Source organism: Parabacteroides sp. Marseille-P3160, from assembly GCF_900162725.1.
In the GTDB taxonomy this organism is placed as follows: domain Bacteria; phylum Bacteroidota; class Bacteroidia; order Bacteroidales; family Tannerellaceae; genus Marseille-P3160.
Genome location: NZ_LT799418.1, coordinates 4,711,762 through 4,733,716, shown reverse-complemented (window position 1 = coordinate 4,733,716; position 21,955 = coordinate 4,711,762). Strand labels below are relative to the sequence as shown.

The window sequence follows — 21,955 nt, the reverse complement described above, 5'->3', positions numbered from 1 at the left end:
TAATATGCTTTTAATATTGCTTCAAGCTGTGTCGGCAGAATTGACACCTCCGGCCGCAACTGAACCGGTAGTGACTCAAAGTTATTTTGATCTTTTATTAAAAGGAGGATGGATCTTATTGCCTCTCTTTTTATTGTCATTGTTGTCACTATACGTTATCATCGACCGCTGTTTAGTGCTCAAGAGGCTGGGATCCAAAGATCCGGTCTGGTTCTCGCGCGTATGGGAATTGGTGCAAGAGCAGAAACCGGAGAAAGCCGTCAAATTCTGTCACGGACGTTCGAATGCTTCGGCCAAAGTAGTCGCCGCCGGACTCAAGGAATATAAAAGTGATGACCAAGCGATACAGGATGCCATGCAAATAGAGGCCCGGCAACAGATCTCGATTATGGAAAGCCAGATGAACTATCTGGGAATTACAGCCTCCATTGCACCGATGCTGGGTTTTTTGGGAACTATCTTCGGAGTAATCACGATTTTTTATAATATTTCGATTACAAACGATCTCAGTATCGCGAGTATTTCGGATGGATTGTATCAGAAGATGATCTGTTCAGGAGCGGGTCTTTTTGTAGGTATTATCGCCTACACCGGTTATTACCTTTTAAATAGCCGGATTGACAGGATTGTATTGGGAATCGATAAAGACTCCAATGAAATACTGAAAGCCATCCGCTCGATTAAGAGGGGAGAAATCGCCGAGGTCGAGGCGGAAGAGGATTGAACAAGGAAAGAATAAAAAGCGGAGAATATGAAAATAGAACGTAGAAGAACCAGAAGTGCGGAGGTTTATACCGCCTCGTTAAACGACATCATGTTTTTCTTGCTGTTGTTTTTCCTGATTATCTCGACGATGATTACGCCGGCTGCTATTCGTGTTGCTTTACCTAATTCCAAAACCTCCAACGAGGTGGCGTTGAAGAAAAACATCAATCTAATCATTACGGCGGATCGCCATTATTTCATCGACAAGAAGGAAATAACATTCGAACAAATCGAACCGGAGCTATCCGCTATCCTTGCAACCAAAAAAGAAGGTGAGGAAGTGAATGTCCTTCTCCAGGCCGATCGTTCCCTGAATCTTCAGGATGTTGTAGATGTTATTGACATAGCCAATCAATTAAAGATAAAAATGGTACTCTTTACCCAAAAAGAGAAATAAGAATAAATCATAGTGAAAAAGTTAAAAAGGTTATTTTGCCCGGCAAAATAACCTTTTTTTATGCCCATTCTTCAAACTTTCTCCGGTGGAAATTGGAATCTTTCCGTTTGGATATGTGAAAAAGTTTACCTTAATAATAAATCAAATTGTAGATAGTTAACAACCTCTCTCTCTTATTCCTCATTTAGTGACCATTCGGAAGGAGTTTATTTGCTTGTTTTTGCGACAAAAGGTTTTCAAATATCATAAAAAGCGACTAAAATGAATTTAAAACAAACAAAATGCTTTCTATTTGGATAATATGATTATCTTTGCGCAGAGATATATTAAAAAGTGTGCCGGTAGGTTAAATTTAATCTGTGTTTTATGAGAAAAATGATCTTATGTTTTATCTCTCTAATGGTTATAGTAGGGATGAAGGCCCAAACATCTAAAATCACCGGAAGGGTGCTTTCAGAGGAAGATAAAGAGCCGATTATAGGGGCCTCTGTATTGGTAAAAGGAACAACGCGGGGAAGCGTAACTGATATCGATGGAAAGTTTTCGATTTCAGGCATACCGAGTGACGCAAAGACATTGCGTGTCTCATTCCTTGGCATGGAAACAGTAGAAATGCAGATTAAGGAAGGAGAAATGCAGATTCTATTGAAGTCCAACGCCGAGATGTTGGACGAGGTAATGGTCGTAGCTTATGGTACGGCCCGGAAAAGCAGCTATACAGGTTCGGCTTCATTAGTCAAATCAGATGCTATTAAAGATCTGCCGACGACCAATTTCCAAAATGCCTTGAATGGTAAAGTTGCCGGACTTCAGATAACCAATTCGTCCGGTCAGGCGGGCTCGACTCCAAGCATCCGGATTCGGGGAAACGGTTCGATTAATGCAAGTAATGAACCTCTTTATGTGATAGATGGAGTTCCTGTAGTTTCAGGAAATATCGGTCAGATGAGTGATTATACCTATTCTACGAATAATGTAATGAATTCTTTGAATCCTGAAGACATAGAATCAATATCCGTATTGAAAGATGCCGCCGCTTCTTCTTTATATGGTTCGCGTGCTGCAAACGGTGTGATTCTGGTTACAACGAAAAAAGGGAAAGTAGGGAGACCGGTTGTCAGCCTGAAAGCTACAATGGGGTTTACTCCATCCTGGGCTACCGATAATTATGAAATAGCAGGAGTGCAGGAACAGGTGAATATGCTGTATACAATCTTCCATGACTATCGTACGACTGGCAGGGGTGAGACAGATGCTCAAGCAAGTGCTTATGCTTTAGGCCAGTTAAATACGCGGTTTAACAAACATGGCTATGCTTTCAGTACTTCCGGTCCGGGAGCTTATGAAAACGTAGCCATCACGGAATATGACAATTCGGGGCGGGGCGGTAAATATTATGACTGGGAAGACGCCTATTTCCGTACCGCTATGTACCAAACCTATGACTTGGCGGTAAGCGGCGCCACGGATATTACGAATTATTATTCCTCTTTATCCTATACGAAAGATGAAGGACGTTTAAAGATCAACAGTTTCGATCGTGTTTCCGGACGTCTCAATTTATCCCAGAAGGTCGGAAAGCTCTTGGAATTCGATACGAATGTCAGTCTTTCGCGTACCTCTAAAAGCGGCTATAATGATACGCGTAATACCGGGGCAAACTATTTCATGCAAACGCGTAATTTATTATGGGGGCTTTACTGGCCTACCGACTATAAAACGGGAGAGCCATGGACGATCCGTTATGGAAGCTATGCCCAGAATGGAATTTATTATGATAAGGAGTGGGAAAATGAATCTCTTAACACACGTATTTCCGCCATCGAGACTTTGACTCTTCATCTTTTTCCGGGCATGGATGTACGTTCTATTTTTTCATACGATAATACGGCGGTAAAAGACCATTTGTATTATAGTGCCAATCATTTCTCCGGATCGTCTACCAGCGGGAGCGTGAACGAAATGCGTACTATTTATGAAAAAATGGTTTCTTCCACTACAGCTAACTATAACGCCAAATTCGGCGTTCATACCATTGGCGCTTTAGCCGGTTTCGAAGCCGAGAAGAACAAAACGGACTTTGTGCGTGCCACGGGCGAAGGACTTCCAACCAGTACGTTACATACGGTATCCACGGCCGGAACCCTTTCTGCCGCCGGGTATGACTGGGGATATGCGATGGTTTCCTTTCTTTCCAAATTGGATTATAACTACGATCAACGTTATTTTGCATCCGCTTCCTACCGGCGTGACGGTTCTTCCCGTTTAAGTCCGGATACCCGCTGGGGCGATTTCTGGTCGGTGGCCGGTGCATGGAAAATAGCGGGAGAAGATTTTCTCAAGGACAATCCGGTAATCAGCGATTTACGCCTTCGTGCTTCATACGGCGTAAACGGTACGCTTCCCTCCAGTAATTATGGGTATATGAATTTGATGTCTTATACCAGCAAATATATGGGTAGTCCGGGCGGAGCCATCACGACGCTGGCTAACAAGAACCTTTCGTGGGAAACAAGTTATACCTCCAATATCGGACTGGAGTTCGGCTTCTTCGGACAACGCCTCCATGGATCGGTAGAGTATTTTAACCGGGATTCCAAAGATCTTTTGCAGGACGTTCCTATTTCAACGGTAACCGGATTCTCTTCTACTTTGCAGAATATCGGCGAAATAAATAATAAAGGGGTCGAAATTGAAATAAGCGGAGATATTTTTCGAAACGCGGATTTCGTATGGAGCGCTTCGGCAAATGCGGCTTTAATTAAATCGAAAGTGACCAAGCTTTATAATGGAGCGGATATTATCTGGTATGATCCGACGGGAGGGGATGGCCGTGCCCAATATCTTTATAAGGAGGGAGAATCCACCCTTGCTTTCTACGGTTACGAATGGGCGGGCGTTGACAAGACGAATGGAAAAAGCGTTTATTATGTGAACGATCCGGATGACCCCAATGCCGGGGATTTTGAATTGAACGGTCGGGGGGCTACCTATGATTACAATAAGGCCAATTACAAGATCATCGGAGATGCCATGCCTAAGATGAGTGGCGGTTTCAGTACGAATGTTTCTTATAAAGGAATTGACCTGGGATTAAACTTTATTTACAAGATTGGCGGCAAATTATATGACGGGGCCTATAAAGATGTGGCGGATGACGGTTATTATTGGGAACGGATCCGTTCGAAGAGTTATTATGAAAACATGTGGACTCCGGATAATCCGAACGGTTCGCAGCCGGCGCTTTCAGGTATGGACCTCATGGATGCCATGCAGTATAGCACCCGTCAGATGCATGATGCCAGTTTCCTGCGTCTGAAAAATGTATCTTTAGGATATAATCTGCCCCGGACATGGACAAACAAGGCTTTGATCAGTAACGCCCGTCTTTTCTTTAACGCTTCCAACTTGCTGACTTTCTCAAAATATAAGGAAGCCGATCCCGAGGTGAACCAGTATGGGACCCGCGGTTGGGAAACACCCTATGGAAAAACATTTGTATTCGGTATTGAGTTGAAATTTTAACGAAGGAGGACACGAACAATGAAATATATTAAATCTTTAATTCTTTTTGCCGCTCTTGGAGTGCTGGGGCTTTCATCTTGCGATGGCTTTCTGGATATGCAACCCACGAGTTCCGGTAATGCGGAAACGGCTATTGCAACCCCTGCAGATGCGCAAGTGGTGATGAACGGTATCATGCGAGGGATGAGTTCATCCAACTATTACGGACGGAATTTTATAATGTACGGAGACGCCAAAGGGGGAGACCTGACGATCTATTCCGCCGGCCGGGGATTGGATGCCCTATACTCTTTTAATCATTCGGCGACAAGTAACAGTTATTCGGGATTTTGGAGTACAGGATATTATTGTATTATGCAGATTAATAACCTGCTTGAAAATATTGAGCGTTTGGAAACGGAGGGGGTAGAGGGTTTCTCCTTCTATAAAGGACAGGCCCTGACCTTGCGGGCGCTTATATATTTTGATTTGGTACGCCTGTACGGCCTGCCTTATAATTATAATAAGTCTTCCTACGGAGTCCCCAATGTAACAGAGACGCTTGGTGCAGACGCCCAGCCGGTACGTGCTTCCGTGGAAGAAAACTACAATCAGATTCTCGCCGATCTGGAGGCAGGGAAATCCCTTTTGGAAAGTAACAAATCTCTTCAAAACGGATATGTCGGTTATTATGCGAATATTGCCTTGCAAGCCCGAGTGAAACTTTATATGGAGAATTATGACGGAGCGCTTGCAGCAGCGAAAGAGATTATAGAAAAGAGCAACTATAAACTTTACGGACCGGCTGACTGGGTTGCATCATGGACTAAACAATACGGTTCGGAATCGATCTTCGAGATAGGTATCGATACGGAATCCGACCTGGGTACGGCCTCTCTTGGCCTTTATCTGATGCGTTTCAGACAAATAAGCGCTGCGTCAGGTTGGTTCCTGGCAAGCGACTATTATCTGGATCGGCTGAATGAAGACAATACGGATGTGCGCTGGGGTGTGATGGGCAATGACGAATATTGGGTGAATAATGGCATAGAACGCAAGGGCGCTTGCTATAAGTATCTTGGAAGCACTTCTTTGGATGGTGACGGCAAAGAGACGTACACGGCAGTTAATATCAAGGTTATCCGTCTTTCCGAAATCTATCTGATCGCTGCTGAAGCGGCCTTGAATGCTTCCACTCCGGATAAGGCCGCCGCTGCAGGTTATTTAAATGAGATTCGCAAGCGTGCTCCGGAATTACCTCTGGCCACGGCCGCTACCATTACGGACGATTTGATTTTGGAAGAACGCAGCAAAGAACTTTTCTGCGAAGGACAGCGTTTCTTCGATTTGATAAGGAAGAATAAAACGATCGAATTTAATGATGATTTTCAGGGCGTACCGGTCAGCAGACGCGGAAAGACGATCGATCGCACGTTCGGCATGATTGTTCTGCCTATTTCTCAAAGTGAGATCAATGCCAATCCTGCATTGAAAGATCAGCAGAACGAAGCCTACAAATAATAGGTATAGACTAAAACTATGCCGGAGAAAATGTGTCAAAAGTCATCATTTATCAACTGAAAAAATTGATAGCTATGAATGAATTCATTCATAGCTATCAATTTTTTCAGTCATAACTATGAACAAACGCATTCATAGTTATGAGTTTTTGTAGAATTTTCTTTTGATACATTTAGCCTCTTTTTCATGCCATCCCTATCTCTTTCAGTAAATTTTCAAGAAGAACGAATGCTTTATTAAAAAAATCTTTAATATTGTGCAACGTTAACTGTAATGGAAATCGAACAACTGATATACTTAATCTCCCAAGATGATCAGAAGGCATTTGAAAGCTTTTACCACCATTATTATGAGCAGATTTTTCGTTTTTGTTTTTACCTTCTAAAAGAGAAAGAGGCCTGCCGGGAGGTTGTCAGTAATGTTTTTTTTTCCGCATGGCAATCCCGGAAGAAATTACCGGAGGTACGGAATATGGAAACGTATCTATACGTGGCAACCCGTAATGAAGTAAACCGGTATTTATCCCAATCCTCCGGCTTTCGGGAAACGTCATTAGGAGAGATTCCGATGCAGTATGAAGCCTCCGATGATCCTTCGCCCGAAGAGGAATTGCAACGCAAGGAATTATCCGGACTGATAAGCCGCTTCGTCAGCGAACTTCCCGAGAGATGCCGTGTCATTTTCCTTCTAACGCATCAGGACGGGCTAAAGCCCAAAGAAATAGCCGAAATACTCTCCATAAGTGAGAGTACGATCCGCGTACAATTGAAGATTGCGCTCGAAAAGATTGCCAACCAGTTAAGGCCTTATTTTCCACAACTTGGTTTGCTGATTTTGCTTCTGTTAAATATAGTTAAGTAGGAGGTCTGGTTTAAACGGATTCCTTATCCGTTTACTCCTCATTATAAGAAAACAAAAGAATGAAAGACCTGGAAGACAAAAAACTTTCTGATTTGCTGGACTGCATCCATGTTTCATCCGAGGTGAAAGCGATGGGCGAAGAACTGCGCGATCCCATCTTCGGGGAAGTGCGTGGGAGAATCCGGAGGGCAAGCCGTCGCACATTACGCATGAGGATTGCTGTTGCCGCCGCTTCCGTCGCATTAGTGCTCGGCCTGACCGGTTATTTTTCCTATCAGGAAGGGTATAGGCAGCAAAAAAACCAATTGGTAGAAATGATGAATCCTTTAGGGATGAAATCTTCTGTCATATTACCGGATGGAAGTAAAGTTTTATTGAATGCCGGTACTGTCCTTCGGTATCCTTCCGCATTCGTGTCAGGTAAGCGGGAAGTTGAAGTCGATGGCGAAGCTTTCTTCGAAGTCACACATGACGCCGGTAAACAGTTTGTCGTGAAGTCCGGTGAGATCAGCGTGAAAGTCTTCGGAACCCTATTTAATGTAAAGTCATATAAGGAAGATCCGACGGTCGAAATCACGTTAGTGGAAGGGAAAGTAGGAGTCGGACTTTTGGAAAATCCGGATTTGGTTTATATCCATCCGGAATACCAATTCACTTTTGAAAAAGGCAGCAATAAATATGTTGTTCACAAGGTCGACATTGATCAATATACCGGATGGCGCGATGGCAAATTTCATTTCAGAAACCTAAAACTCGCCGAAATCGTTAAGCAATTAGAAAGAAGTTTTAATGTAAAGATACATATTGCTTCCGATTGTTTAAAGAATACCCTCTTCACTGGCGACTTTGTAAATGGTGAGAATATAAATCAGATCTTACGTGTCATGACAGCCGACCGGCGAATGAACTATCGAATGGAGAAAGATCAGATATATATAGAAGAAAGTAAAGAACTTAAATAAAATAGCCTATGGAGAATCCCCATTGAAAGAGATAAAAGAAAAACGGAAAATGTTTGCCGCATTTTCCGTTTTAGAAAGACTTTAAGTCTACATTGTCACAACACAATTTAATAACCTAAAATCAATACAAAGATATGAAATTATTTTCAAATCGTAGGCGGATCACGCCTAATTCAATGCTTGGTAAAATCCTTACTATTATGAGATTGTCAGCCTTGTTTTGTCTTTTGTCCATTTATTGTGCCTCTGCATCTATCAGCTATTCGCAAGTCACTAAAATTTCATTGAACATGGAAGACGCGACCTTGGAAGAAGTTTTTGATGCTATAAAAGCGCAAAGCGAATATTCATTCTGGTATCGAAATGAAGAAGTCAATTTAAACCAAAAAATATCAATCCATGCGGATGCCCAGAATATCGCCACAGTACTTGATCGTGTTCTTACAGGAAATAATCTTTCTTATAAGATAGATGAAAAAAGTATCATTATCTACAAAAAAACAGCTTTAGTTAGACAAGTCCCAACTCCTACCCAAATAAATCAACAGGTCCGGCGAATAATTGGGACAGTTAAAGACAGAAACGGAGAGCCTTTAGTAGGAGTAAATATCCAAGAAGTAGGCACTAATAACATTACTGTATCCGACATAAATGGCAACTACACAATAAATATAACGGGAAGTTCTTCTATACTAAAATTCACTTATGTCGGATTTAGATCTTCAGAAATAAAAGTGAATGATCAAAAAACCATTGATGTTATCTTATCGGAAGATACACAAGGATTAGAAGAAGTCGTGGTCGTCGGATATGGAACTCAGAAGAAAGCCAGCATCATTGGTTCTATTGCGACCATAGAACCTAAAAAACTGATTACATCGAATGCTAATTTAAGTAATAACCTGGCCGGACAATTAGCCGGAGTACTAGCTGTTCAACGTTCAGGAGAACCAGGTAGTGATCAGAGTGATTTTTGGATCAGGGGAGTCAGTACATTCAATGCGGGTTCACAACAAGCTTTGGTATTGGTAGATGGGATTGAACGAAGCATTGACGATGTGGATCCGCTTGATATCGAATCTTTTTCAATTCTGAAAGATGCCACCGCAACTGCTATTTATGGGGTAAAAGGTGCGAACGGGGTAATCCTGATCAATACAAAGAAAGGTGCAACCGGTGAACCCAGCATTCAGTTTCGATTTGAAAGTAATCTGAATGCTCCTGTAAAACTTGTTGATTATGTAGATGGGGTAAAATATATGCAAATCTTCAACGAAGCATGCCGGAATGTCGGGATACCCGAAACATATTCGCAAGAAACAATTGATCAAACCAGCTCCGGGAAAGATCCTGATTTGTATCCTAATGTGGACTGGATGAATGAGGTTTTCCGTGATTTTGCCCAAGATCAAAAAATAAACCTGAACATCAGCGGAGGTGGTAGAAATATTCGTTATTATGTATCCGGCGGATATTTACACCAAAATGGGATATTGAAAACCGATGAAATGGAAGATAAAAAATCAGAATTAAAATTTGACCGTTTTAATTTCAGAAGTAACATAGATATCGACTTGAGCAAAACAACTTTGTTCCAGCTAAACCTCGCCGGTTTTTATAAAGAAAAAAGAAATCCGGGATATAATCTATCCACTATTTTCACAATGGCGTCGGCCGTAACTCCGATCAGTTATCCCAAAATTTATTCGGATGGTTCGTACGCCCATTTGAAGGGTTCTCAATGGAATCCATGGATGGCTTCTACGCATTCGGGTTACCAGATGAATGAAGAAAACCAGGTTGAATCGAGTATTTCACTTCAGCAAAAGCTTGACTTTATAACCAAAGGTTTGAGCGCGAAAGGCGTTTTTTCGTTTGATGCATATAACAATCAAACAACGGTTCTAGGAAAGAATCCGACCACTTATTATGCAACAGGGCGGGACGAGGATGGAAATTTAATTTTTACATCAAGCGAGGAAGGTACAGATTATATAAGTCTGAACGGGGAAACGAATGCCAGTACAAGAAGTACCTATCTGGAAGCCCAGTTAAATTATCAGAGGACATTTTACAAAGTGCATAATGTTTCAGCTCTACTTCTTTATAATCAACGTGGCGAAAGAATCGCTCCGGCAAGCAGCGAAGTCGGCTCACTACCCTATCGGAACAATGGTATCGCAGGACGACTAACCTACAATTATGATGAACGTTATTTTATAGAAGGTAACTTCGGATACAACGGTTCTGAAAATTTTGCTGCCGGTAAAAGATATGGATTTTTCCCTTCTTTAGCCGTCGGTTGGTATATCTCACAAGAACCTTTTTATAAAGACGGATTAAAAAAATACATGAACAAACTTAAGCTGAAAGCCTCTTCCGGGCTGGTAGGAAATGATCAGATCTCAGCGAGTCGTCGTTTTGGTTATCTCACTCTTTTTTCCACGGGATTAAGTGGATATTCATGGGGAGCCGATGGAAAATACACCTGGACTGGCGTCGGGGTTAATGAATATGGTGATACGGATATGTCATGGGAGAAAGCGAGAAAAACCAATGTGGGGATAGAGCTTGGGATGTTGAATATGATTGACCTTAATGTTGATTACTATTGGGAAAACAGGAATGATATTTATATGAGAAGAAACTCCATACCTGCAACGACAGGGATCAAAAATTTGCCTTATGGCAATGTGGGTAAAATGTCGAATCATGGAGTTGATATAAGCCTGATTGTTAACAAGCAAATAAATAAATCTTTGTTTTTGTCGATAAACGGTTCATTTACTTTTGCCCGGAACAAAATAAAAGAAATGGATGAACCAGAGTCAATATATTCTTACCAGAATCAAACAGGAAAACGGTACGGACAATATTTTGGATTGATAGCCAAGGGGCTGTATACTGATGATGATTTTAATGGAGATGGAACTTTAAAAGAAGAAATTCCTGTGCCGGCTTTTATGAATAAAGTCCAACCAGGAGACATTAAATATGTCGATGTTAACAAAGATATGGTGATAAATGATTACGACCAGATAGCCATTGGCTATTCTGCAATTCCGGAAATTGTATATGGATTCGGTGCTACTATTCAATATAAGAAATTTGATTTAGGATTCCTTTTTCAAGGCGCTAAGAACACTTCTGTCATGTTGGGGAAAAACTCCTCTTTCTTTTATCCGGCCGAAACCAGCGGAATCCAAGGAAACATCTATGCGAATATTGATGATCGCTGGACAGTGGATAATCCACGTCAGGATGTATTCTGGCCACGTCTGTATACTGGAGGTACAAATAGTAACAACAGACAACCATCCACTTGGTGGTTACGGGATGCCAGTTTTTGCCGCCTGAAAAATGTGGAAGTCGGTTATAATATTAAACTAAATATAACAAAAAATAAAATTATCCCGACAAGAGTCTATTTGCGTGGGACGAACTTATTGACCTTTAGTAAATCTTTCAAAGATTTGTGGGATCCGGAATTAAATTCTACAGATGGGATGTCATACCCCATTAGTAAAATTATAGCCTTGGGCATTGATATAAATTTTTAATCTGAAAAACTTACAAACATGAAAAAAATACTTTATATATCATTCATTGTAGCTCTTTCAATGGTTACGTCATGTGAAGATTACCTTGACCAGGTACCGCAAGGATTGCTGACCCAAGAAGTCGTTTTTGACAATTCGAAAACGATAAAAAGATGGATTGCAAATTGTTACTCATATATTCCTATTAATCATTTGAGCATAGGATATCCGTATGGAGGCTCTCCTGTTGGTCAGGGAGGATGGAATGCCATGTCGGACGAATTGGATTATACCAGTAACTTCGGCGCGAGTTATTGGGCAGACGCCATTCAAAAAGGAAACTGGACTTCCAGTTCTCCAACCAGCACTTATTGCGATTATTGGACTTACTTCTATACAGCTATACGGCAAATACATTTATTCTTAAATAATGTACATACAACAAATGACTTTAATGAAGAAGATATGAATAATGCCAAACTGGAAGTTCGTTTTTTGAGGGCTTATTACTATGCCTACCTGTTACAGGTTTATGGATCGGTACCTCTTATTCTGGATGAGATTTCATTTACTGAAGACATGAATGTTATGCGTACCCCCTATGATGAAATTGTGGACTGGCTTGACAACGAGTTAAAAGATATAGCTGCCTCACTACCTCTCAAAGCTGATGATAAGAACTGGTATTACGGCCAACCGACTAAAGGTTCTGCTCTGGCAGTGAGAGCCCGAATGTTGTTATATGCTGCACGTCCGTTATTTAATGGGAATAGCGATTTGAAGGATGTGAAGAATCCGGATGGTACGGCGTTATTTAATGCGACCTATAATGTTGAAAAATGGAAACGGGCGGCCGATGCGATCAAAGATCTTTTCGATCTGGGCGTTTACGACTTGCATAAAGAATATAATGCCGATGGTTCTATTGATCCGTACATGTCATTGATTAATACATTTTTTGACGCTGACAATAAGGAGATTATATTCGCAAGAACCGACGGGAATCAAAATTTTAATTGGGATAGTTTTTGTACTCCGCCATGTGCGGATTATACCGATGGGAATGCTTTAGGGTTCCTATCAATAACGCAGGAAGCTATTGATGCTTTTTTTACTAAAAACGGATTGGATATTAAAGAAGATCCTGATTATTCCGAAACCGGATTTTCGACTACCGATCTTTATGCAACAAATACCGAATGGGAAGATGTCTCCGATTACCCCGGCCTACTTGCTCCCAAAGGGACCTATAATATGTATATCAATCGTGAACCTCGTTTTTATGTAGATGTCATGTTTAACGGACAGATGTGTCCGCAATCGAAAGTAATTGTTGATTTTCAATCATGGGGTGGAAATTGGTATCACAATCAAACGGGATATACACCTAGAAAACAAGTCGATCCTACTTTTTCCAGTTTCAAAAGTGTACTTTATCGTCCGGTCGTTCTATATCGTTTAGCCGAATTCTATCTAAGCTATGCCGAGGCTTTAAACGAATATAATCCCGGTAACCCCGATATCCTGAAATACATAAATTTAGTAAGAGAACGAGCCGGGATACCCGACCTTTCCCCATCACTGGATCAGACGGCAATGCGTAAGGCTATTTTAAAAGAACGTCAGGTAGAACTTTTCTGCGAGAGCCATCGTTATTTCGATATAACCCAGTGGAAAATGGGTACAACTCTCTTAAATAAAGAATTTTATGGAATGAATATCAGTACGACAAAAAATGCTGCAACAACGCCGAGTTTCTATGCACGTACGGTTTATCAAACGCGGGTATTCAAAGAATACTTCAATTTATGGCCCATTCCTTTCGATGAAATAAATACAAATAAGAATTTGGTACAAAATACGGGATGGTAACATTCTTTTTCTATAAAGTACCACCTAATTCGGTTAAAGTATATCGATTTATTAAAACGACTCGAAATGAACATTAAATTTTTTTTTCTAATCATCTTCTTCCTAATTGGATTCCTACTGCCTTCTCAAGCGCAAGATCAATATGGTAAAACCGATATTGCCGATCTTGTCCTTATATACCAAGGAGGGGTACACCGTCCAATGGAGTGGAGTAAAGAGCAGTTTTTGCCTTATGTGGTTCATCAGGATCAGAAAGGAAATGTAAATTGGCTTTTCGATGGTTTTTTGTTTCTGGAATTTACTGATGGTAAAGGACGGAATTTCGCCCCTGGTTATAACAAGCAGAATGCACGTAGAGGTGAATGGGAATGGTTACAAGGTAGGCAATTCGCCAAAGACAAAGCGTTCTCCGCCTTAGATCAATGCATTACAGAACAAATCAAAATACTGGGAAAGCCGGGATTCAAGCATAAATTGGTAGTAGGTATCCCTTCTCCGATATCAGATCAAAAGGATTGGGGCGAGATCAACGGTAAAGTCATGGATTTTTCTAAAACAGAAGACCGGATTGAGGCTGGTAAGTGGTATATTGACCGTTTTTTAGAACAGTATACAAAACAAAAATATAAAAACTTAAAATTGGCAGGTTTTTATTGGGTGGATGAAGATGTCATCCGTTGTGCAGACATATTGATACCACTTGGCGATTATATTCGTTCTAAAAAGCTCAAATTTTATTGGATACCCTATTGGAAAGCCAGGGGTTATGATAAATGGAAAGAATATAAATTCGATTTTGCCTGGATTCAACCGAATCATTTCTTTGATACAAAAATCGGAGACGAACGCATTGATCAAGCATGTGATTTTGCCCGGGAAATGAATATGGGTGTCGAAATGGAGTTTGATAGCCGTGCGATGGCCGACAACAAGGCTAATATGCGCAGCCGGTTAGTTAGTTATATCAAAGCTTTCGAAAAGAATGGGACTTTTGAACAATCATCTATCGCCTATTATGAAGGTGGAAATGGTATCTACAATTTCTATAAATCGGATAATCCGATGGACAAAGAATTAATGGATATCCTTGCGAACTATATCAGTAAACGGAAGCAAAAAAAATCCTTAAGGAGATAACAATAGGCAAATAATGTCGAATTGCAACTAATTAGAAAAAGATTATGCGAATAACACAACCAAAAACTACATTTTATGTGGTAGCACTTATTAGTGTTTTCCTGTCCGCTCCGGTATCAGCTCACCTCAGTGAACAGAATCAAAACGTATACATAGAAAATGAAAAAATAAGATTAGGTTTTGATAAAAAAAACGGAACTTTTGCGGTGTTCGAAGATTTGTCTTACCATCAGTCTTTATTGGAAACGCCTGGTAAGGTAGAATCTCCCTGGCAGGTTAACTTACAAGGTCCTTCGGGCATAGTATCTGTCGATATGACATCTTCTTCGCATTTTAGTTTTGAGAAAACAGATGCTTCAACTTTACTTTTGCATTGGCAATATTTTCATGGAGTTAAGAACCCGGATTTTGAAGTGACGGTGTCTGTAAGGTTGGAAAAGGATCAATCGTTTTCTTTCTGGAAAATATTTCTTAACAGCATTAAAGGAGAGGAGATCGAGAAAGTAATTTTTCCCAAGATCACCGGCCTGAAAGATCTTGGAGAAGAGAACCTGGCGGTTGCCAGTTGGATGGGATACCTTTTGAAAAATCCGCGTTCTTACTTTTTGAATACGAATCAGAAATATTTTAGTTGGCCCTATCCGGGGCACATGTCCATGCAATTACTCACCCTGTATAATCCTGATAAAGTCGGTTTTTATGCATCATGTAACGACACCTTGTCTTACCGGAAAAACTTTGCCATAAGCCTGGATGCTTCGAATAATATGGTTTACCAAATTGATAATTTCCCGGAATTCGATCCTTCCCTTACTGCATATTCGCCTGCTTATGAGGCCATAGTAGGTTCTTTTAAAGGAGATTGGATTACTGCTGCCGAGCATTATCGTCAATGGGCAAACATTCAGGGATGGTCTAAAAGAAGTCGGTTGAAAAGGGGCTTGGTTCCGTCATGGGCGGAACAGACCGCCTTATGGGTTTGGAACCGGGGTAAGTCGCAAGGAGTCTTGTCTCCCGCTATGGATCTGAAAAAAAGGTTGGGATTACCGGTGAATGTACTTTGGCATTGGTGGCATGGATGTTCTTATGATGACGGTTTTCCGGAATATTTCCCTCCCCGTGAGGGTAAAGCTTCATTTATCAAACAGGTAGAAGTCGCCAGGAAGCAAGGTGTAAGGCCTTTACTATATATGAATCAGATACAATGGGGAACATCTACCGAAAGTTGGAAAAAAGAAAATGCATTCCGTTATTCGGTAAAAGATATAAATGGAAAAGAAATAACGACTGTTTATAATATCTTTTCTGGAAAAGCAATGACGACGATGTGCTTAGGTACTTCTTTCTGGAAAAATAAATATGCTTCTTTAGCAGATAGCGCCATCAATAACTATCATGCCGCCGGTATCTACATGGATCAGGCCTGTTTAAGTTATATGTGCTTTGACTCTACCCATACGCATCCGTTAGGAGGGGGTAATTACTGGGTGAGGAATTTTGAAAAACTAACGGAGCAAATACGTTCTCAGTCGAAAGGAGAAGAAAAACCGGTACTGTCGGGTGAAGGAGTCGGCGAAAATTGGTTACCCTATCTCGATCTGTTTCTTACCCTTCAGGTAAGTAAAGAGAGATACGCAGGAATCGAAGGTTGGGAAACCATACCCTTGTTTCAAGCCGTCTATCATCCTTATGCTATTTCTTATGGGAGTTATTCTTCCCTGCTTACACCCCCGTATGACGAATTATGGCCTGAGAAATTTGCTCCGACCGATACACTTCAACTTTTAGATAAGGAATTTAACGAACAATTTCTTATGGAACAGGCCAGAGCTTTTGCATGGGGAATACAGCCAATGATTTCAAATTACAAAAGCTTTTTGGCTACAGAAAGGGAAGATGAGATTAATTATTTGATGAAATTAGCTAAAGTCAGAGCACGCGGACTAAAGTATTTGCTACATGGTGAATTCGTAAGGGCACCGGAAATGCAATTTCCCGAAAAAGAACTGAAAATTTCCAAGTTGTCGATTTATGCCGGACGGGAAGGAAAAAGGGTGACTGAATTACAAAATAAATATCCTTTGATTTATTCTTCTGCTTGGAAAGCTGACGATGGAATGGTGGGTATTGCATTGGCCAGTATAAGTGATGAAATATTCCCGCTAAAATTCCATGTCAATGCCAATACATATGGACTTCCGCCCTCAGGGAAAGTTTTTGTAATCACTGAAAAAGGAAGAAAAAAATTGATTTCTTATCGGAAAGGAGAGATCAATATTGATTTTAAATTATCTCCTAAGAGTGTTTGTATCATAGAACTTGATCCTCTTAACAATAACCCTGAAAAGGAATGAGATAATGATTTTCAAAAAAGAGAATATCTAACTATTATTACTAAATCAATTAATATTAAAAACATATGGAACGTATAAAAACTTGTGAAAAATGGGTGGGATTGGCATTAGTCAATATCCTGCTATTTGTAGTTTCTATATCCTGTTCAGATCCTTTGTACAAGCTTCCTGACATAAAAGCAACCGGAACGGATATAACGGAATTCAACCTAAATGGACTGTTATGCACTATAAACGAGGAGAAAGGAACCATAACCATCGAAATATCTCCTGATTACGATATTAACTTACTGAAAAATCTGACGCCATCTTCCTTCAAGTTATCGCCCTATGCAACCGTTAGTCCAGATCGATCGGCAAGTCAGGATTTTTCGAAGGAGGTACAATATACAGTAACAGCAGAAGACGGAAATCAAAAAGTCTGGACAGTAGCGCCTGCAGAATATGAAAGGCTGAACGAAGGATTAGGCTATGCCAGGTTGCTATGGTACAAATCTTTGGCTGAATTGGGTTTAACCTCTAATACTGAAAACACAGTGGCTACATTTGGTGACTATATTGTTTTATCACGTACCGGACTTATCTTCGACGGTAAAACAGGTAATAGGACCGGTACACTTAATATGGAAGGTATTGTAGGTCCTATTGATTCTCAAAAAGTTCCTTTTATATTAACCAATGATTCGGAAGGGAATTTAATAGGAGGAACTCTATCTGCATGGAGTAATAATGTGTTTTATGTATATAAATGGACGGCATTGGATCAGCCGCCCTCACTGATATTGACGTATCCGTTACAATCAGGAAAAGATACGCAGTTTGGACGCAAAATGTCAGTAGTCGGAGATATAAACAATAATGCATTTATAATAGGAGACGATTATGCTGCCAATAACAACCAGAAAATGAATTGTTGGAAAGTTACCGGCGGAATAGTTGATCCGATACCTGAGATTATAGAGACAGACATGGAAAACTATAACCAAGCTGGCTATTCCCTTGTACTCCCTATAAGTGCTTTATCCTTAAATCCATATTTTTATTTCGATAGCGGCCATACAAGTGGAAGCAATCCGAGCACAGTATTAAAATATGTGGATGAGAATAATAATTCGACAGCCATCTTTCCTGAAGGCGGATGGGGCAGAAACATTCTCCATGCTTTGTATTTCAACTTTAATAATAAGAACTATTTATCCGTAATTTCGATAACAAGTGATTTTAAATATAAATTCTTTGTGATTGATCCTTCTGATTTAAGTAATCCGATTGTGAAATTTTCCGATATTATAGAATATAATTCTACTACGGAAGGCAATGGAAATAATACAGGAGGTGTGGCCATAAGAAAAGCCACTCTGGATGTAGTCTATGTGTATACATTAATGACATCGAAAGGCATAGCTTGCTATATGTTGACAGATTATTCTTTAATCAGCGAATAACATCAGTCTGAGGGCTGTCTCAAAAGTCGTGAATTGTACGGAAAAAATCCAGTGCACTGAATTTCATAAATGAGTGCACTGGATTTTATAAATGAGTGTACTGGATCAATTCATTGAGTGCACTGGATTTTCAGGTCGGCGCAATGCTTTTTAGACAGCCTCCTGGTATGGCGATTTCGTGAAAAACAGGATGAACCCCCTCAGAAAACTTCGTCGTACCTTATTTTTTGTGATTAATTTAATGACAACCTCTACCTATAGTTGAAACAAGAGCCACAACCGCCCGGATTGGGCTATTGTCGAATTTTATCTGCCTAATTTATCCGGCGATCCTCTTTAAAATGTTAGATGGTAGGACCATCACAATAATGATACTTTCCCATGAGAGTCATAAAAAGGCTATTCTTTATTATAGGAAAATATATCTTTGGCCTATTAAACAAACTTATATCGATAATAATCCTAACTTAGCGCCAAATAAATTTTGGCAAATTGGGGAAGTCCCATTTTTACTTCTAAGAAGGGCTGTTAAAAGAAGAACAGTCTTTCCTTGAAGCGCGGGTTTAATTGTCATTTTTAATCTTAAAATAAAAACTATGGTAACAAGACGAAAATTCCTCCGTCAATCGGCTTCAGCAATAGCTGCCGGATTAACGATTCCCTCTATGTTAGGAGATAATAAACTATTTGCACATCCGGTGGGCGCTAACGATAAGGTCAGAGTCGGTTTAATCGGATGCCGGAACATGGGTTGGAGTGATCTTTCGGATTTTCTTATCCATCCGGAAGTGGATTGCGTGGCCCTTTGTGATATTGATAAACAGGTTTTAGATGGTAGAGCGGGGGATATAAAAAAACTGCGGAATACAACTCCCGAATTGTATGGGGACTACAGGAAACTATTGGATAGAAAAGATATTGATGCGGTTATTATTGGTACACCCGATCATTGGCATTGCCTGCAAACAGTGGATGCCTGTGCAGCAGGAAAAGACGTGTATGTGGAAAAACCCATTGCAAATTCAATTGCGGAATGTGATGCAATGGTTGCAGCAGTCAAGAAATATAATCGTGTGGTTCAGGTCGGGCAACAACAGCGGAGTGGAAATCATTGGCATGAAATGAAACGCTATATAGATAGCGGTAAACTGGGAAAGATCGCTCGGGTAGAAGTTTGGGCGAATTTTAATTACGGAGCCTTGTCATTGCCCGTACCGGATAGTCCGGTCCCTGCAGGCGTTGATTTTGATATGTGGTTGGGGCCTGCTCCCAAGCGGACATTTAACAAAGAGCGTTTTCATGGTTCCTGGCGTATGTTCTGGGATTATGGCGGTGGCTTGTTGACCGATTGGGGAGTGCATCTGCTCGATATGGCTTTGTGGGGGATGAATGTAAAAGGAATGCCGAAGCGAGTGATAGGAGCGGGTGGAAAATTTGCTTATCCTCAGAATAGTCCGGAAACGTTTGACACCTTATCTGTCGTGTATGAATATGATGATTTCCTTATTCAATGGAGTAATGTAGCTGGCACGGAAACCGGTCCTTACGGTCGTAATTATGGATTGGCATTTAAAGGAACGAATGGAACCTTAGTTGCTAATCGGGAAAGTTGGGAAGTGATACCGGAAGGAAATAAAGCAGAAGCGATAAACTCCCTACCGAATTTTCAAGACCATAAAGACCATGTCGCTAATTTCCTTTCCTGCATGAAAAGCCGTAATTTCGATACGGCTTGTACGATTGATAACGGAAGCTTATGTGCAAAATATGCCCATTTGGGTAATATTTCCGCTCGGGTCGGCGCTTCATTAGTCTATGACGACCTGAAAAAAACTTTTAATAACAAAGAGGCGGATAAACTGATCAAACCAACTTATCGGAACCCATGGAAATTTCCTCAATTGTAAAATAGATAATAATTGCTTAGAAATGAATAAGAAACAAAGGACCATTAGATTAAATTTAGCATTAATTCTCTTTTCCATGGGCATGGCCCTTTATGCCCAGGATTTCTATACTGCAGGAGAGCGGCGTCATTGGTTGGAGAAAGCCCATGAATACACTCCGAAATTAGTGGAGACGGATATGAAACCGATGAATATAGTCGATATCGTAAAAGACCAACAAGCTTTTCAGGGCTGGAAAGCTGTCCGGGGATCTTCTATGGAACTATTTTATAAATCACCCATCAAAGAACAGTCAGGGGTTGTTGTCGATTTTGGAGAGCACATGACCGGTTATTTTACCTTTTCGGTTGCCCCGTTACAAACCACCCCCGATGCTCCGGCCCGATTTAAGTTTACCTTTGGAGAAGTCCCCGCAGAATTGGCTACCCCATTCGATCCGTATCCCGGCGGACTGAGCCGTGCCTGGTTACAGGATGAAATAGTTACTGTGATGACGGTCCCCGATACGATTACTATCCCGCGCCGGCTGGCATTCAGATATGTGAAAATAGAGCTGATTGCTGCTCCCAATTATGAGTTTACGATTTCGGATATGAAATGCAAAGCTGTTACGTCGGTTTCTACGATACCCGAATCTTTACCTGCTACTGTATCACCCATTATTCAAAAAATCGATAAGACTGGATTGAATACGTTAAAAGAATGCATGCAAACAGTATATGAGGACGGTCCTAAAAGAGATCAGCGCCTATGGATTGGAGATCTCTATCTGGAATCAATGGCCAACAATTATTCATATAAACAATATAACCTGACTCAACGGTGTTTATATCTATTAGCCGGTCTTGCTGATGAGAACGGGTATTTGAATGCAACCGTTTTTGAACGTCCACAGCCGCATCCCCAGGCGAAGCAATTTCTCTTTGAATATGCGCTATTGTATAATGTTACCCTAAAAGACTATCTGGTTGCTACCGGAGATCAGGAGACCGTATTGGATTTATGGCCGGTTGCCAAAAGGCAACTCGACATTGTCCGCCAATATTTGCAAAAAGATGGTATGATGGATTTTGAGCGGGTTTGCAAAGAATGGTGGGTCTTTTTTGATTGGAAAAGTGACTTGTATAAAGAAGTCGCCCTCCAAGGAGTCTCGATATATGCTTTTGCTGAATCATACGAATTGGCCAAAATGATTGGAAAAGAAAAAGAGGTTGCGGATTTACCTGTATCCGTGAAAAGAATGAAGCAAGCAGCCCATAAAAATTTCTATGATAAAAAGAGAGGGCTCTTTGTCGGAACAAAAAACAAACAAATATCTTATGCATCACAGATTTGGATGATCTTAAGCGGAGTCGCTTCCAAGGCTGAAGGCCGCCAGGCTCTCAGCGCATTGACCTCAACGGCGGATGTTTGCCGTCCGGGAACGCCATATCTATATCATTATTACATACAGTCGATGGTCGATTGCGGTATGGATAAGGAAGCCAAAGAAGCTTTAGTGAATTTTTGGGGAGGAATGATTGAAAAAGGAGCGGATACCTTTTGGGAAGCTTATGATCCGGATAATGACATTATCAGTCCTTACAACTTTTATCCGATGAATAGTTATTGCCATGCATGGAGTTGTACTCCGGTTTATTTTATCCGGAAGCATCCTTCTATATTCCAATAGCATAATAGAACGTTCACTT

The 21,955-nt window shown here is 40.8% G+C and carries 13 protein-coding genes; all 13 read left to right on the top strand.

Going from position 1 to position 21,955, the window contains the following annotated elements:
* Positions 1–4: 4 nt before the first annotated feature.
* The 13 genes from BQ8014_RS18795 to BQ8014_RS18730 all read left to right on the top strand — a co-directional run bounded on the left by BQ8014_RS18795 (position 5) and on the right by BQ8014_RS18730 (position 21,936).
* Positions 5–724 carry a MotA/TolQ/ExbB proton channel family protein gene (locus BQ8014_RS18795; protein WP_080906069.1) on the top strand — a complete coding sequence of 240 codons (720 nt, stop codon included), beginning with the start codon at positions 5–7 and terminating at the stop codon, positions 722–724.
* 27 nt (positions 725–751) lie between these two features.
* Complete coding sequence (locus BQ8014_RS18790; protein ID WP_080905698.1) at positions 752–1,162, top strand: ExbD/TolR family protein; 411 nt, start codon at positions 752–754, stop codon at positions 1,160–1,162.
* 366 nt (positions 1,163–1,528) lie between these two features.
* Positions 1,529–4,687 carry a SusC/RagA family TonB-linked outer membrane protein gene (locus tag BQ8014_RS18785; RefSeq protein WP_080905697.1) on the top strand — a complete coding sequence of 1,053 codons (3,159 nt, stop codon included), beginning with the start codon at positions 1,529–1,531 and terminating at the stop codon, positions 4,685–4,687.
* Between the two features lie 18 nt (positions 4,688–4,705).
* The gene (locus tag BQ8014_RS18780) at positions 4,706–6,187 is read left to right on the top strand and encodes a RagB/SusD family nutrient uptake outer membrane protein (protein ID WP_080905696.1); all 1,482 of its coding nucleotides are present in this window, start codon (positions 4,706–4,708) and stop codon (positions 6,185–6,187) included.
* 273 nt (positions 6,188–6,460) lie between these two features.
* The gene (locus BQ8014_RS18775) at positions 6,461–7,048 is read left to right on the top strand and encodes an RNA polymerase sigma factor (RefSeq protein WP_080905695.1); all 588 of its coding nucleotides are present in this window, start codon (positions 6,461–6,463) and stop codon (positions 7,046–7,048) included.
* A gap of 59 nt (positions 7,049–7,107) precedes the next feature.
* Positions 7,108–8,010: a FecR family protein gene (locus BQ8014_RS18770; RefSeq protein ID WP_080905694.1), complete on the top strand. Its 903-nt coding sequence runs from the start codon at positions 7,108–7,110 to the stop codon at positions 8,008–8,010.
* A 134-nt stretch (positions 8,011–8,144) separates the two neighbouring features.
* Positions 8,145–11,570, top strand: coding sequence for a TonB-dependent receptor (locus BQ8014_RS18765; protein ID WP_080905693.1), 3,426 nt, complete (start codon positions 8,145–8,147; stop codon positions 11,568–11,570).
* An 18-nt stretch (positions 11,571–11,588) separates the two neighbouring features.
* Positions 11,589–13,421 (top strand): RagB/SusD family nutrient uptake outer membrane protein, encoded by a 1,833-nt coding sequence (locus BQ8014_RS18760; RefSeq protein WP_080905692.1) that lies wholly within the window; start codon positions 11,589–11,591, stop codon positions 13,419–13,421.
* A gap of 66 nt (positions 13,422–13,487) precedes the next feature.
* Positions 13,488–14,558: a DUF4855 domain-containing protein gene (locus tag BQ8014_RS18755; protein ID WP_080905691.1), complete on the top strand. Its 1,071-nt coding sequence runs from the start codon at positions 13,488–13,490 to the stop codon at positions 14,556–14,558.
* Between the two features lie 77 nt (positions 14,559–14,635).
* Positions 14,636–16,912, top strand: a complete 2,277-nt coding sequence (locus BQ8014_RS18750) for a DUF6259 domain-containing protein (RefSeq protein WP_139785153.1) — start codon at positions 14,636–14,638, stop codon at positions 16,910–16,912.
* Positions 16,913–16,977: 65 nt separating this feature from the next.
* Positions 16,978–18,357, top strand: coding sequence for a DUF5018 domain-containing protein (locus BQ8014_RS18745; RefSeq protein ID WP_080905689.1), 1,380 nt, complete (start codon positions 16,978–16,980; stop codon positions 18,355–18,357).
* A 596-nt stretch (positions 18,358–18,953) separates the two neighbouring features.
* Complete coding sequence (locus tag BQ8014_RS18735) at positions 18,954–20,264, top strand: Gfo/Idh/MocA family protein (RefSeq protein WP_080905687.1); 1,311 nt, start codon at positions 18,954–18,956, stop codon at positions 20,262–20,264.
* A gap of 22 nt (positions 20,265–20,286) precedes the next feature.
* The gene (locus tag BQ8014_RS18730; protein WP_080905686.1) at positions 20,287–21,936 is read left to right on the top strand and encodes an alpha-L-rhamnosidase-related protein; all 1,650 of its coding nucleotides are present in this window, start codon (positions 20,287–20,289) and stop codon (positions 21,934–21,936) included.
* Positions 21,937–21,955 lie beyond the last annotated feature (19 nt).

Bases quoted from the DNA above. Each gene is read 5' to 3' on its own strand.
- BQ8014_RS18790 (WP_080905698.1), top strand. From the start codon at position 752: ATGAAAATAGAACGTAGAAGAACCAGAAGTGCGGAGGTTTATACCGCC.
- BQ8014_RS18770 (WP_080905694.1), top strand. From the start codon at position 7,108: ATGAAAGACCTGGAAGACAAAAAACTTTCTGATTTGCTGGACTGCATC.
- BQ8014_RS18775 (WP_080905695.1), top strand. From the start codon at position 6,461: ATGGAAATCGAACAACTGATATACTTAATCTCCCAAGATGATCAGAAG.
- BQ8014_RS18755 (WP_080905691.1), top strand. From the start codon at position 13,488: ATGAACATTAAATTTTTTTTTCTAATCATCTTCTTCCTAATTGGATTC.
- BQ8014_RS18735 (WP_080905687.1), top strand. From the start codon at position 18,954: ATGGTAACAAGACGAAAATTCCTCCGTCAATCGGCTTCAGCAATAGCT.
- BQ8014_RS18780 (WP_080905696.1), top strand. From the start codon at position 4,706: ATGAAATATATTAAATCTTTAATTCTTTTTGCCGCTCTTGGAGTGCTG.
- BQ8014_RS18745 (WP_080905689.1), top strand. From the start codon at position 16,978: ATGGAACGTATAAAAACTTGTGAAAAATGGGTGGGATTGGCATTAGTC.
- BQ8014_RS18765 (WP_080905693.1), top strand. From the start codon at position 8,145: ATGAAATTATTTTCAAATCGTAGGCGGATCACGCCTAATTCAATGCTT.
- BQ8014_RS18730 (WP_080905686.1), top strand. From the start codon at position 20,287: ATGAATAAGAAACAAAGGACCATTAGATTAAATTTAGCATTAATTCTC.
- BQ8014_RS18795 (WP_080906069.1), top strand. From the start codon at position 5: ATGCTTTTAATATTGCTTCAAGCTGTGTCGGCAGAATTGACACCTCCG.
- BQ8014_RS18760 (WP_080905692.1), top strand. From the start codon at position 11,589: ATGAAAAAAATACTTTATATATCATTCATTGTAGCTCTTTCAATGGTT.
- BQ8014_RS18785 (WP_080905697.1), top strand. From the start codon at position 1,529: ATGAGAAAAATGATCTTATGTTTTATCTCTCTAATGGTTATAGTAGGG.